This is a genomic window from Amnibacterium flavum, from assembly GCF_003097495.1.
Lineage (GTDB): Bacteria > Actinomycetota > Actinomycetes > Actinomycetales > Microbacteriaceae > Naasia > Naasia flava.
Genome location: NZ_QEOP01000002.1, coordinates 984,548 through 999,519, shown reverse-complemented (window position 1 = coordinate 999,519; position 14,972 = coordinate 984,548). Strand labels below are relative to the sequence as shown.

The window sequence follows — 14,972 nt, the reverse complement described above, 5'->3', positions numbered from 1 at the left end:
CGTCGCGCCCGAAAGGTCCTACCGGACGAGCCCCGCCGCGCGGCTCTCGCTGCGGCGTCGCGACGGCGTGGTGAAATGCTGCGCGATCAGTGCGAGTGCCGCGAATGAGACGGTGAACGGCATGAACGTCATCGCCAGCATCGACAGCGGCTGGTCGTAGACGCCCGGCGCGGTGCTGACGGCGAACGCCCACAGTCCGCCGCCGAGAAGCGCCACGACCGAGGTGACCACGATCGCCGAGGTCGTCGAACGGAACAGGCGCCTCTGCCGGTAGCTGCGAAGCAGCGCGCGTCCGAACACGGCGGCGCAGAGCGGAAGACCGATGACGATCAGGATGACGCCCACAGCGCCCGCGGTGAGCCCGAGCATGAGCTCGAGCAGGTTCGATTCAGACATCGCGAATCCCCCAATTCGTTGTCTGAACGCTACGCCGCCCGTGACGGTGGACTGAACCCCCAGTTCAGGTAACAGAAATGCTGGTCGCCGGGGCGATTCGTGGAGCTGAGGCGTCGCTCGGGGCCTTCGTTTCGACGGGCTCAACGGGCAGGTTGGGGCTCGTTTCGCTCCGCTCAACGGGCGGGTGGGGCTCGTTTCGCTGCGCTCAACGGGCGGGTGGGGCTCGTTTCGATGGGGGTCGGCGGGCGGGGTGGGGCTCGTTTCGCTGCGCTCAACGGGCGGGTGGGGCTCGTTTCGACGGGGTCGGCGGGCGGGGTGGGGCTCGTTTCGCTGCGCTCAACGGGCGGGTGGGGCGACGGGCTCCGGGCGGTCAGGTGGTGGGCTGGGTCTGCGGGGTGCGGGGCGGGAGCGGGAGCAGCATCGACGTCGTGCGCTGGTAGCTCGCGTACTCCGGGTACTTGCCGGCGCTGAGGGCCTCCGTGAACCTGCTCGATCCGAGGAACAGCGCGGTCAGGAGCACCGGTCCGATCAGGCTGATGTTGATGACGCCGCCGAGGAACGGCAGCGACCCGGAGGCGCCGATCGCGGCGACACCGAAGAAGTAGACGACCCACCACTGGGCCTGCTCGAAGAAGAAGTTGGGGTGCCGGCTGAAGCGCCAGAGGCCGGTGGACAGGAACCCGGGACGCACCTCGCGCCCGGCCGCCCGCTCGGCCGCCTTCCGCTGGTGGAAGTCCCACTGCTGCTGATCGGCGAGCGTCTCCCCCGCGAGGAAGACGAGGAAGACCACGGCCAGGACGACGTCCCAGACGCCGATCGCGGCGCCGGGTTCCGCCGCGGCGACGGCGAGCGGGGTCGTGATCAGCACGAGCAGGGTGTTCTGGAAACCGACGATGAAGACGAGGTTGAACAGCTCGAACTGCCACCTCGTCATGCGCGCGCGCAGCACGGGCCAGCGGTAGTCCTCCGTCCCGGTATAGCCGCCCTTCCGCGCGAAGTTGAAGGTGAGCCGTGCGCCCCACAGGGTGATGAGCGATGCCATCAGCACGACTCGGGCGTCCCACCCCGAGCCGGCGGCGAAGATCCAGCCGTAGACGACAGGCGCGATCGACCAGATCCGGTCCACCCAGGAGTGATCGCCCGTGATGAGCGAGGCGATCCAGGTCGCGGCGCTGACCGCTGCGGCGACGATCATGACGATGGTGAGCTGATCCATGCGGGCTCCTCCTCCGTTTGACACGCTATGAATACACCCGACCGGCGGATCCGCGCCACAGCCGCGCGGGGGGACCGGGACGGCAGTCGGGGTTCAGGGTCACCGTGCGCGCCTGTCAACCGACTTGACCCGCGGCCCGCGGTGCCGCAGTCTTCGGCTGTGGGTTCAGCAGGCGGCAGTGGTCGTGACCGTCTCGGCGTGAGTGTCGTCATCCCCGTCAAGGACGACGGCGTCGAGCTCGAGCGCGTGCTGCAGGACCTCGCCGCGCAGACCGTGGCGCCCGATGAGGTCATCGTCGTCGACAACGCGAGCACCGAGGACATCGCCTCCATCGCCCGGCGTGCCGGCGCACGGGTGGTCTTCGAGGCCGCACCCGGCATCCCCGCCGCGGCGTCCGCCGGCTACGACGCGGCGGCATCGCCCATCATCGCGCGCTGCGACGCCGACAGCAGGCTCCCCCGGGACTGGATCGAACGCATCGAACACCGGATCGGCCGCGGAGACGTCGCCGCGGTGACCGGGCCCGGCGACTTCTACTCCGACGCCGACGTCGAGCGGGATGGACGCGTGCTGCGCCTGCTCTCCAACGTCTACATGTCGAGCTACCGCTGGGGCATGCACGCCGCTCTGGGCAACCCGCCCCTGTTCGGCTCGAACTGCGCCTTCCGTGCCGATGTGTGGCGCGCTGTCCGGTCGCGGGTGCACCGGACGGGCGACGACATCCACGACGACATCGACCTCAGCGTGCATCTCGGCCGGCGCCACCTCGTGGCCTGGGACCGCGACCTGCGGGTGGGCATCTCGTCGCGTCCGCTCGACCGGGGCGCCCGCCGTCTCCGCGTCGCCCGCGGCTGGCGGTCGCTCAGCCTGCACTGGCCGCACGAGTCGCCGCTGCTCCGCTGGCGTCGCCGGATCAAATGGCGCGGCGAGTTCCGGGCCGAACCAGCGCTCAGGCGGCGCTGAGACCCGGGGCCGCGACCCGCCCCACGAATTCCTGCAGACGTCGGTAGACGAGCTGGGACTCGGGCAGGCTCGCGTCCTGCTGCCAGGTGTGCCGCGCCCGGACGGCCTCGCGGCCGAGGAAGAGGGAGTCGACGTCCGTTCCGTGTTCGCGCAGCCGTGCCGCGAGGTTGAGGTTCGCCCGGTAGAGGAAGTCGCGCGCCGAGCTCGTCACAAGGGTCGGTGGGGCGGACGCATCGAGCCACTCGACGGGCGAGAGGAAGTGCGCCGCGTCGATCAGGCGCGAACGGGTCAGTCCTCGTGCGCGGTCGGGCAGGAGCATGCGGACGAAGTCGAGTCCCATGATGAAGCCGCGCTCGAACACGATCCGGAAATCGGCCACGCTGCAGTGCTGCACGAGCCCTTTGATGACGGGGCCCTCGAACGGATCGATCTCGTAGTGCTCGGCCAGGACCGGGGATCGCTGGATCGCCGTCGTGAGGGCGGCGATCTGCCCGCCCGCCGAGTCGCCGCCGACGACCACCCGGTCGGGATCGCCGCCGAAATCGGCGATGCTGCGCCGCACCCAGCCGAGCACGGCGGATGCGTCGGTCAGCATGTCCTGCATCTGATGACCGGAACGCGCGCGGTGGTCGGCTCGACGGTAGTTCGCGTTGACGACGATCATGCCGGCGTCGGCCTGGCTGGCGCAGTACTTCGTGAGCGGCGCCTTGTCGCCCGCGGTCCATCCGCCGCCATGGAAGTAGACGTACACGGGCAGCGGGTCACCCGGTGCGGACCCTTCGGGCACCAGCACATCGAGCCGCTGCTCGGGGTCGCGGGAACCGCCGTACGGGAGGTCTCGGGTGACCGTGACGGTGCGGACCGGTTCGGCGTTGAAGCGGCGGAGCTCCCCCGGCGCGACGCGCGCCATGAGGGCATTCCATGCCCACACCGGCACTCGGGAGGGAAGTGCGACAGGCATGCGCCGAGCGTAGGAGCCGAAGCCGAGCAGGGGCTGGCGACCACGTCAGCATTCGTCGTGAGAGACGGGGACCCCGAGTGTGGGTCAGGCGAACAGTGCGTCACGCGAAGGTGGCGCGAGCGTGGTGAGGGTCCCGGAGACTGGCCCGGTCGTAGTCTGAGCGCACTATGTCGCGCATCTCGGTGGTCATCCCGGTGCTCGACGACGCCGACTTCCTGCGGAACTGCCTCGCCGCCCTCGCCGCCCAGAACCGCCAGGCCGACGAGATCGTCGTCGTCGACAACGGCAGCACCGACGACAGCGTGGCGGTCGCCCGCCTCGCCGGCGCGCGGGTGGTGCACGAACCCGTGCGGGGCATCCCCAAGGCGACGGCCGCCGGCTTCGACGCGGCGACGGGCGAGATCCTCGCCCGCCTCGACGCGGACTCCGTTCCGGCCCCCGACTGGCTGGAGCGGATCGCCGCGTCCTTCTCCGACGACCCGGGACTGACCGCGATCACGGGATCCGGCGAGTTCTACGGCGGCTCCCCGATCGTGGAGCGGCTCGGCCACGCCCTCTATCTCGGCGGCTACTTCTGGTCGATGTCTATCGCGTTGGGGCATCCCCCGCTGTTCGGCTCCAACTTCGCCATCCGCGCCGAGGCGTGGCACCGGATCCGGCCCAGCGTCAACGTGGAGCGCAGCGAGCTGCACGACGACCTCGACATCAGCTTCGCGCTGCTTCCCGACATGCGGGTGCTCTACGACAGGGAGTTGGCGGTGGGGATCTCGGCCCGCCCGTTCTCGACCCTCGACGGCTTCGGTCGGCGGATCGGGATGGCGTTCGGCACGCTCGCGTTCGAGTGGCGGGACCGCCGCCCCATCCGGCGACGGGTCGCGCGCGCCATCCACGCCCCAGTTACGACGCCCCGCTCAACCGGTCTGCAGCGCCTTGTCGAAGAGGGAGAGCAGATCTCGGCTGAGCTGATATGGCGCCGTCTCGCACGGGCTGTGCCCGGTCCGGTAGACGGCGATGCTCGCCCCGATGCCGCTCGCGAAGCGTCGGTGGAGTCGGAGCGGCCACAGGTCGTGGGAGCCCACCGCAACCGCCTTCGGAATGGGCGCCGCCCGTAACTGCTCCACCAGGTCGGGCACGGCCTGCATCAGGCCGACGACCTGCTCGTGCGCGTCCGTGCGGGTGAGCGAGAAGCGCTCGCGGACGAACGCCAGACGGCCCGATGGCACGTGCTGGGTGTTGGCGTCGATGCCCCATCTCATGAAGCCGGCGATCGCCTCGCGTGAGCCGAGCCTGCTGAAGGCACCGAGCCAGCGCACCCCGCGGAAGGAGTCGCCGGCGAGCGGAGGGGTGCTCAACAGGGTGAGGCTCGATACCAGCTCGGGTCTGCGGGCCACGACGAGCTGGGCGACGATGCCGGCGAAGGAGTAGCCGACGAGATGCGCCGGAGTCCGTCCCGCTTCGAGGAACGCGATCATGTCGTCGACGAAGAGGTCGTAGTCGTATTCGGCGCGCGGCGGGCTGAGACGTTCGGGGCCGGCCTGCCACGACTCGTACTGCCCTGCGAGGTCGTAGCTCTGCACGAGGAAGCCGGCGGCGGCGAGCTCGGAGAACTGGAAGTGAAAATCCTCTTTCGACCCGGTGACTCCGGGGACCAGGACCACCCGCGGCGCGGACGGATCCCCCATCGAGAGAACCGCCAGAGGTCCGCTCGGAGCGTCGAACGTGGAGACCGCGCTGCCGGCGGGCGGGGTGGCCCAGTCGATGTCGGGCAGGCGCCGATCGCGCAGCTCGTACTCATCCGGGACCGTGGTCACGCGCCCAGGCTAGCCCCGCCCCGCGGCGGCGCAAGAGCGCACGCCGCGGGACGGTGCCCCCGCCGGGACCCGGCACCTGATGCCGTGCCGACGGGCGGGTCAGGCCGAGATCGCGGCGACCTCGTCGGCGGTGAGCTCGAGGTCGGCCGCCTTCGCGGAGTCCTCCACGCTCGTGGGCTTCGACGCGCCCGGGATCGGGATCACGATGGGCGCGAGGGCGAGCTCCCAGGCGAGGGTGACCTGCTGGGGGCTGACCCCGTGCGCGTCGGCGATCTGCTGGATCACCTCGTACTTGCTGCCCAGCTGGCTGGCGCGGCCGATGCCTCCGAGGGGGCTCCACGGAAGGAAGGCGATTCCGAGCTCCGCGCAGAGTTCGAGCTCGGGCTCGCTGCTGCGGAAGGCGGGCGAGAACTGGTTCTGGACCGAGACGAGGCGACCGCCGAGGATCTCCTGCGCGAGGCGGATCTGCTCGGGGTTCGCGTTCGAGATGCCCGCCATCTCGATGAGGCCCTCGTCGAGCAGGTCGCGCACGGCACCGACGGAGTCCGCGTACGGGGTCTCGGGGTCGGGGCGGTGGAACTGGTACAGCCCGATCCGCTCGACGCCGAGCCGCTTGATCGACGCCTTCGCGGCCCCCTTGATGTAGTCCGGGCGACCGTTGAGGGTCCATGATCCGTCGCCGGGACGCAGGTGTCCGCCCTTCGTCGCCACGAGCACGTCCGAGGTGTCGCCGCTCCAGGTGGCGATGCCCTTCGCGAAGAGCTCCTCGTTGTGTCCGACGTCGTCGGCGTGCAGGTGGTACGCGTCCGCGGTGTCGAAGAATGTGACCCCCGAGTCGAGTGCCGCGTGGATCGTGCGGATCGACTGCTCCTCGTCGGGCCGGCCCTCGATGGACATGGGCATCCCGCCCAGGCCGATCGCGCTGACGGTGCGTGTGCCGATGGTGCGCTGCTTCACTAGTTCTCCTGTTGAGGTCGCCGAAGGTTTACCGTCATGAACGTTACGCCCGCGTTCCGAGCCCGCACCCGGCGGGCGCTCAGGTTGGGACGTCCGGGTCGGCCTCCGATGTCCTCGGTCACTGTTAGCGTCGGCGGAGTCGATGAGGGAGGGAGGCCGACGATGTTCGTCCGTGATGGAGTCGTGTTCTCGAGCGCCTCCGATCTCACCGCCGCGGTGACCTGCGAGTGGGCCCTCATGCGCCGTCTCGATGCCAAGCTCGGCCGCGTCGAGGCCGTCCCCGACCTCGACGACCCCATGCTCGAGCGTGCCAGCGTCCTGGGCGGCGAACACGAGCAGCGCGAGCTCCTCCGCTACCGCGAGCTCTTCGGCGTGCACTCCCCCGGTTCGCGCGGCGGAGTCGCCGAGATCGCGGAGCCGTCGTCGAAGGGCGATCTGGCCGCGCTCGCCGCTGCGATGACCGAGACGATCGGGGCCCTCCGCGATGGCGCCGACGTCGTGTACCAGGCCACCTTCCTCGACGACGAGTTCGTCGGATTCGCCGACTTCCTCGTCCGAACGGACGACGATTCATCCGGCCGGCCCCGTTACGAGGTCTACGACACCAAGCTCGCGCGGAAGGCGAAGATCACGGCCCTGCTCCAGCTGGCCGCTTACGCCGGGCAGCTGCGGAGGCTCGACATCCCGATCGGATCCGAGGTCCACCTCCTCCTCGGCGACGGGTCGAGGTCGACCCACCGGCTGACCGACATCGAACCCGTCTTCGACGACCGCTTCGCGCGGCTGCGGTTCATGATCGACGAGCGCCTCGCCGACCCGTCCCCGATCGCGTGGGGCGCCGTCGGGTACGCCGCCTGCGGTCGCTGCGCGGAATGCGCCCTGCAGGTCGAGCTGCACCACGACGTCCTCCTGGTCGCCGGCCTCCGCGGCAATCAGCGCGCCCGCCTCGCCGCGGCCGGTGTCCGCACGATCGACGAGCTCGCCGCGCTCGACCACCCGGTCGAGGGCATCGGTGCGGCGACCCTCGAGAACCTCCGGGCGCAGGCGGCCATGCAGGTCGCCGCCCCGCCCTACGACGAGCAGGGTCGCCGACCCGTGCACTTCGAGGTGCGCGATCCCACCGGGCTCGCCGCCCTCCCCTCGCCCGATCGCGGCGACGTCTTCTTCGACTTCGAGGGCGACCCGCTCTGGAGCGACGAAGGCCGCGACTGGGGCCTCGACTACCTCTTCGGCGTCATCGATCTCGACGACGACTCCGAGCACTTCGTCGCGTTCTGGGCGCACGACCGGGCGAGCGAGAAGCAGGCTCTCCTCGACTTCCTCGACTACGTCCAGAAGCGCAGGGCGCGGTTCCCCGGCATGCACATCTACCATTACGCCGACTACGAGCGGGCGCACCTGCAGATGCTGTGCGCGCGGTACGGCGTGGGCGAGAGCGTGCTCGACGAGCTCCTGCGCGAGCACGTCCTGGTCGACCTGTACCCGATCGTCAAGCGCTCCATCCGCATCTCCGAGCGCTCCTACAGCCTGAAGAAGCTCGAGCCGCTGTACATGGGCGACGAGCTGCGCGTCAGCGACGTGACCAACGCCGCCGCATCGATCACCGCCTACGTCGACTACACGGTCCTCCGCGACGCCGGACGCGCCGACGAGGCTGCTGCGCTGCTCGCCGAGATCGCCGAGTACAACCGGTACGACTGCGTCTCCACCCGTCGACTCCGCGATTGGCTGGTGGCGCGCGCCGACGAGCAGGGCGTCGCCCGGCGGGATGAACTCGTGCCCGACGCCCCGCGCAACGAGCGGCTCGAACGCGCCGAGGACGCCGCTCGCGACTCGCTGCTGGGCGCGGTCGAAGGCGTGCCCGCTGCCGAGCGCGACGCGGACCAGACCGCCCTCGCCCTCGCGGCCGCCGCGATCGAGTACCACCGCCGCGAGGACAAGGCGTTCTGGTGGGAGCACTTCAACCGCGAGGTGTCGCCCATCGAGGAATGGGCCGACCAGCGCGACGTGTTCATCCCCCTCGCCGGCGGGGTCGTCGCCGACTGGCATGTGCCGGAGGGGCGACGGCAGACCGTGCGCAGGCTCCGCTTCAGCGGCCTCCTCGCTCCGGGCAGTCGACTCGACCCGGGCGCGCAGCCGTACGCGATGTACGAGGATCCGATCCCCCCGCGCTGCGATCCGGTGCCCGCCGGCAACCGCGGCGAGCATCACGCCACCTCCGTGGTCGCCATCCGCGCGGTCGGTGAGCGCACCGAGATCATCCTCGAGGAGCAGGCCGGTGTCGGCGCCGAGACCTGGAACACCATGCCGGTCGCTCTGACGCCCGCCGCACCCATCCCGACGACGACGCTGCGTTCGGCGATCATCGAATGGGGTGAGCAGGTCACGGCCGGGCTGCCCTCCCTTCCCGGTGAGCCGAGCCTCGATCTGCTGCGACGCCGACCCCCGCGACTCATCGACGGCGGCCCGCTGCCCCAGCCGACCGACACCGACGGGTGGCGCCCCATCGCCGAGGCGGCGGAACGACTCGATCACTCCTACCTCGCGGTCCAGGGCCCGCCCGGATCGGGCAAGACCTACGTGGGCGCCAAGGTGATCGCCGAGCTGGTGCTGCGCCGCGGGTGGAGGATCGGTGTCGTCGCGCAATCGCACGAGGTCGTCGAGAACCTGTTCCGCCGCATCCTGCAGGAGGGCGTCGCCGCCGAGCTGGTCGGCAAGCGGGCCCCGCGCACGGGCTACGGCGAGCCGCCGCCCTGGACCGAGGTCGCCGACGTGAAGGCGCTGCTCCAGTTCCAGCTGGATCGGCGGTCGTCGGGGTTCGTCATCGGCGGCACGGCGTGGACCTTCTCGAACGCCTCCCAGGTGCCCCGCAACAGCCTCGACCTCCTCGTCATCGACGAGGCCGGCCAGTTCTCGCTCGCCAACACGATCGCCGTCGGGGTGAGCGCCCGCAACCTCCTGCTGCTCGGCGATCCGCAGCAGCTCCCGCAGGTCAGTCAGGGCCTGCACCCCGAGCCGATCGACAGCTCGGCGCTGGGCTGGCTGTCCGACGGGCACGACGTCCTGCCGTCCGAGTTCGGCTACTTCCTCGACCAGAGCTGGCGCATGCATCCCGCTCTCTGCGCCGCCGTATCCGACCTGTCCTACGAGGGAAGGCTCACGTCGCGCCTGCCCGAGACCACCGATCGCCTGCTCGAGGGCGCTGCTCCGGGACTGCACCCGGTGCCGATCGGTCACGAGTCCAACTCGATAGAATCCCCCGAAGAGGCGCGGGCCGTCGTCGACCTCGTACGGGCTCATCTCGGCCGGGAATGGACCGACCCCTCGACGGGCCGGATCGGCGACCCGCTGCTCGCCTCCGACATCATCGTCGTCGCGCCCTACAACGCCCAGGTGTCGCTGATCCGCCGTCTGCTCGACGAGGCCGGCTTCACCTCGACCCCCGTCGGCACGGTCGACAAGTTCCAGGGCCAGGAGGCCGCCGTCGCGATCGTCTCGCTCACGGCGTCATCTCCGGGCGACGCGCCTCGAGGACTCTCCTTCCTGCTGATGCGCAACCGGCTGAACGTGGCCGTGTCGCGGGCGAAGTGGGCCGCGTACCTCGTCCACTCCCCCGGTCTGCGCGAATACCTTCCCTACACCGCCGAGGGGGTCGCCGAGCTCAGTGGCTTCCTCCGCCTGACGACGCGCTGACCCACGAGTTCGCGCCCCTGAACGACGTCTCCGCCGCCTCGATCACATCGACCACCCGGATGGCGTCGGCGAGGCTCGCCCGCAGCGGCGCCCCACGAGTGACGGCGGCGAAGAGGTCGTCGTAGATCTCCCGCCCCATGGTGCCCGGCGGCTCGAGACCGTCGATGACCCGGTCGCCGTCATCGGTCGTGATCCGCAGCTCGGTGCCGTCCGTCGCGACCGCCGTGCCCGCACTTCCGTAGACGGTGAAGCGGGCGGGCGCGATCCGGCTCCGCCGGAACGCCTCGACGGTGCCCGTGATCCCGGAGGCGAAGTCGATGTCGATGGCCACCCAGTCCTCGACGTCGTCGACGGGATCGAGGTGTGCTCGACCCGAGACGCGATCGACACCGTCGTCGGCAAGGGTGAGCAGCTGGTCGACGGAATGCGGGGCGATGACCCGTGCGATCCCGCCCCCGCTGGCTCTGGCGTGGGCCCAGCCGAGTGAGGCGGAGCCCACGTGGGGCCGCGTCGGCGTGCTCTCGCGGTAACGGCCCTGATGGCTCCGTGTCACGACGATCCGCCAGATCTCTCCGAGCTCTCCTGAGCGCACCACCTCGGTGAGAGCGACGAAGTCCGCCTCGAATCGGCGCTGGTGGTGCGCGGCGAGCACGACGCCTGAACGGTTCGCGGCGGCCTCGAGCTCGCGAGCCTCGTCGCCCGTGACCGTGATCGGCTTCTCGACGAGGACGTGCCGCCCGGCATCGAGAGCGGCGAGTGCAACCGGATGGTGCAGATCATGCGGCAGGGCGACCACGACGAGGTCGATCGAGGGATCCGAGATCGCAGAACGCCAGTCCGACACCACCGTGACGGCGTCGGGAAGCTCGGGACCGACCGTGCCCGACCGGGTCGCGACCGTGCGGAGGCGGAACCCGGGATGGTTCAGGAGGTGGGGCAGGTGGTAGTGACCGCCACTGTTGCCGGCTCCGATCAGGGCGACGCCGAGCTGTTCACTCACGCGTGCGCCGCCGTGGCGAGCGCCTCGGCGACCGCCACCGGCTCCCCGCCCCGATCGGCCGACAGGTACGCGGCCTCCATGATGCCCATCGTCTTCAGGTTGTCGCGTCCGCTGTGTGCGGGCTGGCGGCCCTCCCGTACCGCTTCGGCGAACTCGCGTCCGCTGAAGCCGTAGCTCCGCGCCATCTGGGGATCCGCGTCGTCGTCGGCGAAGGCGACTTCGTCCGACCCGTCGCCGAACTGCGCCCTCCCCCACGATTCACCCGCCATCGGGTGCACCCGACCGACCGCGGCGGAGCCGATCTCCGTGTCGACGCGGGCGTCCTGGACCGGAAGCGCGAGGCTCGTCCAGGACGACGTAATCCGAGCGACCGGACCGCCCTCGAACTCCACGGTGAGCGTCGTGAACTGCTCGCCCGGGATGGACTCGTCGAAGCCGGGGCGGGTGATCGCGCTCACCGTGACCGGATGCGCCGCCGCCAGCCACTGGAGGCGGTCGATGAGATGCACGCTGAAGATCGCCATCTCGAGCTTCCGCTCGGTCGCCCTCCACACCCCCGGTGCCTGCGGCCGATTCTGGAAGCTGCGGGCCTCGAGATACCGAGGTGTGCCCGCGTCGGGTCGCGCCAGACGTTCCTTCAGCCACACGTACTCCGGGAACCACCGGAAGTTCTGGCTGACGGCGAGGGTGATGCCCGCCTGCTCGGCCGCCTCGACGTAGCGCACCGCGTCGCCGCCGGTCGTCGCGAACGGCTTCTCGATGAGCAGGTGCACCCCGGCCTCCATGGCGGGGAAGATGACCTCGTCGCGAACGGACGGCGGGGTGAGCAGGACGACGGCGTCGATCTCGCCCGACGCGATCATGCTCGTCGCATCGGGGAAGCGGCGCTCGATCGTGTAGCGGTCGGCGAAGTCGGCGAGCACGTCGGCACGGGGATCGCAGGCGGCCACGACGTCGATCACCCCGTCGGCGACCGAGCGGTACCCGGCGACGTGCTGATGGGCCACCCATCCCGTCCCGACGAGTCCGACTCGCAGAGGTCTGTTCACAGTTGCTCCTGTCTCTCCTGGGGTGACACGGGTCCGGCCGCTGGAAGGTCGAGCCCGTACCAGTCGGACGCCGTGCCGCCGCGAACGCGGCGGAGGTCGTCGCCGTCGAGGAGACCCGCGACGGCGGCGTCCGCGTCGCTCCAGGCGGACCCGTACTCCGTGCGGAGGAGGACGACGGGCCAGTTGCTGCCGAGCATGGCCCTCTCGGGACCGAACACGTCGAGCGCATGCCCGAACGCGGTGGCCACGAACCCGCGGTCCCAGCGCGGCATGGCGGAGAGCACCGCGACGCCGACCGAGAGCTTGATCGCGGCGTTGTCGGCCTGCGCGATGTCGCCGAGTGCCGAGCACCAGGCGTCCCATCCGCCATCGAGGGGCGGCGCTCCGAGATGGTCGATGACGATGCGCAGCGCGGGGACCTGTTCGGCCAGGCGAGCGACCGTCCGACGCTGTTCGGCGGTGATCGGCACGACGTCCCACGCGAGCCCGGCTGCGGCGATCGAGCGGAACAGAGCGAGGCCCTCGGGTTCGAGCGCCCAGTCGATGTCGTCGCGGCCGATGAGGCAGCGGACCCCTGAGAGTCGTTCCGCCCCGGCGACATCGCCGTTCGATGACAGGAGCGCGTCGATCACGCCCCGCGCCTCGACCGGCCTGTTCAGCGGGGCCCAGCCGACGACGCCGACGATGCCGGGATCCGCGGCCGCGTAGGCGAACAGCCGATCGTTCTCGTCCGCGTCGTCGACCGACTGCATGAGGACGCTTCCGTCGACACCCGTCGACCGGCGCAGCTCGGCGAATTCCGCGGTCTCGAAAGCGCGGTCGATGGCGTCGTCATCGGCGGGACGCCAGTCCTGACGGCCGATCACGGAACTGGGCCAGAGGTGATGGTGGGAGTCGATCGCCGCGTTCGCGCTCATCGTCCTCCCCCGTCCGGCTCGGCCGGCGCGTCGGTGACGAATCGCGCGGCCCGTTTGCCGAGGAATGCCGCGACCCCCTCGCGGAACTGCCGCCCCCCGTAGATCCGGGCGAAGACGTCGTCGACTTCGACGGTCGAGAGATGGGCGTCGATCCGGCGCTCGAGCTCCTTGAACGACCAGATCGACTCGGGTGAGCACTGCGAGATCGCCTGCAGGGTCTCGCCGAGCCGCGCCTCGAGCGCCGCGCCGCCGAGCACGGCGGTGACGAATCCGGCTCGCTCCGCCTCATCGGCGGTGAGGAGTCGGCCCGTCAGGAGCATCTCGGCGGTCCGACGCCGCCCGAAGGTCTCCTGCAGTCGTGCCAACGAGGTCGCCGAGATGGTGTTGCCGAGCGTGCGGGCGATCGGGGTGCCGAATCTCGCATCCGGTGTGCAGTAGACGAGGTCGCTGAGGGCCGCGAAGACGAGACCGCCTCCGACGCAGGCGCCCTCGACGACGGAGACGACGGGGATCCGCAGGTCGATGAGCCCCTTCTGCACTCGGCGCATATGGGCCTCGTACTCGACGCCGGCGGATCCGTCGTGGATGTCGGCGAGGTGACGGATGTCGGTGCCGCCGGCGAAGGATCCGGCCGCGCCGCGCAGGACGAGGGCCCGCACGGTGTCGTCCGCGGCGATCGCCGCGAACTCGTCCTCGAGCCGGTCGTACATCTCGAACGAGATCGCATTGCGCCGCTCCGGCTGCGACAGGGTGAATGTGACGACTCCGTCGTCGCGGCTGCGGAGGACCTGCCCGGTCATCGCTTCCCCGTGTCGGCGTCCGTCTTCGACAGCAGCTCCTCCTGATGCTCGCCGAGGAGCGGAGGGTGACGGTGGGTGCGTGCCGGCGTCCGGCCGAACTTGACCGGGAAGCCGAGCGTCTTGACCTCGCCCTCGACCGGATGCGGGATGGTCTGCACCATCTCGCGGTACTGGGCGTGCGGGTCGGCGAGCACCTCGTCGTAGGCGAGGATCGGGCCGGCGGGCACTCCTCCGGCGAGCAGGGTGTCGACCCAGTACTGGGAGTCGTGGCCCGCGAGGATGCTCTCGATCACGCCCGTGAGCTCATTGCGGTTGCGCATGCGCAGCGGGTTGGTCGCGAACCTCTCGTCGTGCTCGAGCTCGGGATGGCCGAGAGCAGCGGTGAGGAACCCCCAGAGTCGCTGGTTGTTCGCACCGATCGTGATGTGGCCGTCAGCGGTCCGGTAGGCGCCGTAGGGCGCGGACATCCGGTGGAACGAGCCGGTCGCCTTCGGCACCTGGCCGCTCGCCCAGTACTCGGTGGCTTCCCAGACCGACAGCGCGATGGCCGCCTCGTACAGGGAGGTCTCGAGACGTTGGCCCTCACCCGTGCGCAGCTTGTGGATGTAGGCGGCGAGGATGCCGTAGACGCTGAACAGTCCCGCGCCGAGATCGGCGACGGGCACGCCCGCCTTCACGGGCGCTCCGCCGGGTGTGCCCGTGATGCTCATCACGCCGGTCATTCCCTGGGCGATGAGGTCGTAGCCGGCGCGCTGCGAGTAGGGGCCGGTCTGGCCGAAGCCCGAGATGCTCGCGTAGATGAGGCCGGGGTTGATGGCGCGGAGGGTCTCGTAATCGATTCCGAGCCGGTCGGTCACCCCGGGACGGTAGTTCTCGATGAGGACGTCGGCGTCGGCGATGAGTGCGAGGAAGTCGGCCTTGCCGCCCTCGCTGCGCAGGTCGAGCACGACGCTCCTCTTGTTGCGGTTGAGCGCGAAGAAGGCGGGCCCGTCGTCGCCCTTGCCCGATCGGCCCCAGGAATGCCGGGTCTGGTCTCCCCCGCCGGGCGGCTCGACCTTGATGACGTCGGCGCCGAGGTCGGCGAGGAGCATGGTCGAGAACGGTCCCGCCATCACCTGTGTGAGGTCGATGACGCGCATTCCTTGGAGGGCCTGGGGGTCCATGTCGAACTTCCTGGTCGAGACGGGGTGCCGGCCCGGGTCAGGGCGG

General features: G+C 70.5%; 12 protein-coding genes and 1 pseudogene. 3 read left to right on the top strand and 10 right to left on the bottom strand.

Annotated features, from left to right (window positions below; translation table 11 throughout):
- Positions 1 to 18: 18 nt before the first annotated feature.
- Together DDQ50_RS12390 and DDQ50_RS12385 are read right to left on the bottom strand one after the other, a co-directional pair.
- Positions 19 to 396, bottom strand: coding sequence for a hypothetical protein (locus DDQ50_RS12390; RefSeq protein WP_116757009.1), 378 nt, complete (start codon positions 394 to 396; stop codon positions 19 to 21).
- A 370-nt stretch (positions 397 to 766) separates the two neighbouring features.
- Positions 767 to 1,612, bottom strand: a complete 846-nt coding sequence (locus tag DDQ50_RS12385) for a DUF1295 domain-containing protein (RefSeq protein ID WP_116757008.1) — start codon at positions 1,610 to 1,612, stop codon at positions 767 to 769.
- A 198-nt stretch (positions 1,613 to 1,810) separates the two neighbouring features.
- Between DDQ50_RS12385 and DDQ50_RS12380 the strand changes: the two genes are divergently transcribed.
- The gene (locus DDQ50_RS12380; protein ID WP_240614372.1) at positions 1,811 to 2,575 is read left to right on the top strand and encodes a glycosyltransferase family 2 protein; all 765 of its coding nucleotides are present in this window, start codon (positions 1,811 to 1,813) and stop codon (positions 2,573 to 2,575) included.
- On the opposite strand, the gene DDQ50_RS12375 is transcribed toward DDQ50_RS12380, so the two are convergent.
- Positions 2,562 to 3,536 (bottom strand): alpha/beta hydrolase, encoded by a 975-nt coding sequence (locus DDQ50_RS12375; RefSeq protein WP_276308399.1) that lies wholly within the window; start codon positions 3,534 to 3,536, stop codon positions 2,562 to 2,564. The two genes, DDQ50_RS12380 and DDQ50_RS12375, sit on opposite strands and share 14 nt — an antisense overlap.
- 167 nt (positions 3,537 to 3,703) lie before the next feature.
- Between DDQ50_RS12375 and DDQ50_RS12370 the strand changes: the two are divergent.
- Positions 3,704 to 4,240: pseudogene (locus DDQ50_RS12370) on the top strand (glycosyltransferase family 2 protein); the annotation flags it as partial.
- 207 nt (positions 4,241 to 4,447) lie between these two features.
- Here DDQ50_RS12370 and DDQ50_RS12365 read toward each other — a convergent pair.
- A complete protein-coding gene (locus DDQ50_RS12365) occupies positions 4,448 to 5,347 on the bottom strand; it encodes an alpha/beta fold hydrolase (RefSeq protein ID WP_116757005.1) in 900 nt (299 codons plus the stop codon).
- A gap of 99 nt (positions 5,348 to 5,446) precedes the next feature.
- Positions 5,447 to 6,304, bottom strand: a complete 858-nt coding sequence (locus DDQ50_RS12360; RefSeq protein ID WP_116757004.1) for an aldo/keto reductase — start codon at positions 6,302 to 6,304, stop codon at positions 5,447 to 5,449.
- Between the two features lie 162 nt (positions 6,305 to 6,466).
- Here DDQ50_RS12360 and DDQ50_RS12355 point away from each other — a divergent pair, with 162 nt between their 5' ends.
- On the top strand, positions 6,467 to 9,997 hold the full coding sequence (locus DDQ50_RS12355; protein WP_116757003.1) for a TM0106 family RecB-like putative nuclease: 3,531 nt from the start codon (positions 6,467 to 6,469) through the stop codon (positions 9,995 to 9,997).
- On the opposite strand, the gene DDQ50_RS12350 is transcribed toward DDQ50_RS12355, so the two are convergent.
- Genes DDQ50_RS12350 through DDQ50_RS12330 form a run of 5 tightly spaced genes read right to left on the bottom strand, consistent with a single transcriptional unit; the run spans position 9,966 to position 14,926 of the window.
- A complete protein-coding gene (locus DDQ50_RS12350) occupies positions 9,966 to 10,997 on the bottom strand; it encodes a Gfo/Idh/MocA family protein (protein ID WP_116757002.1) in 1,032 nt (343 codons plus the stop codon). The genes DDQ50_RS12355 and DDQ50_RS12350 overlap by 32 nt on opposite strands.
- Positions 10,994 to 12,046 (bottom strand): Gfo/Idh/MocA family protein, encoded by a 1,053-nt coding sequence (locus DDQ50_RS12345; protein WP_240614370.1) that lies wholly within the window; start codon positions 12,044 to 12,046, stop codon positions 10,994 to 10,996. Before DDQ50_RS12345 ends, DDQ50_RS12350 begins: the two co-directional genes overlap by 4 nt.
- Positions 12,043 to 12,963 carry an amidohydrolase family protein gene (locus tag DDQ50_RS12340; RefSeq protein WP_116757001.1) on the bottom strand — a complete coding sequence of 307 codons (921 nt, stop codon included), beginning with the start codon at positions 12,961 to 12,963 and terminating at the stop codon, positions 12,043 to 12,045. Before DDQ50_RS12340 ends, DDQ50_RS12345 begins: the two co-directional genes overlap by 4 nt.
- Entirely contained in the window at positions 12,960 to 13,763 is an 804-nt protein-coding gene (locus DDQ50_RS12335; protein WP_116757000.1) for an enoyl-CoA hydratase-related protein, read from the bottom strand. The genes DDQ50_RS12340 and DDQ50_RS12335 overlap by 4 nt, the downstream gene beginning before the upstream one ends.
- Entirely contained in the window at positions 13,760 to 14,926 is a 1,167-nt protein-coding gene (locus DDQ50_RS12330; protein WP_240614368.1) for a CaiB/BaiF CoA transferase family protein, read from the bottom strand. The genes DDQ50_RS12335 and DDQ50_RS12330 overlap by 4 nt, the downstream gene beginning before the upstream one ends.
- Between the last annotated feature and the right edge of the window lie 46 nt (positions 14,927 to 14,972).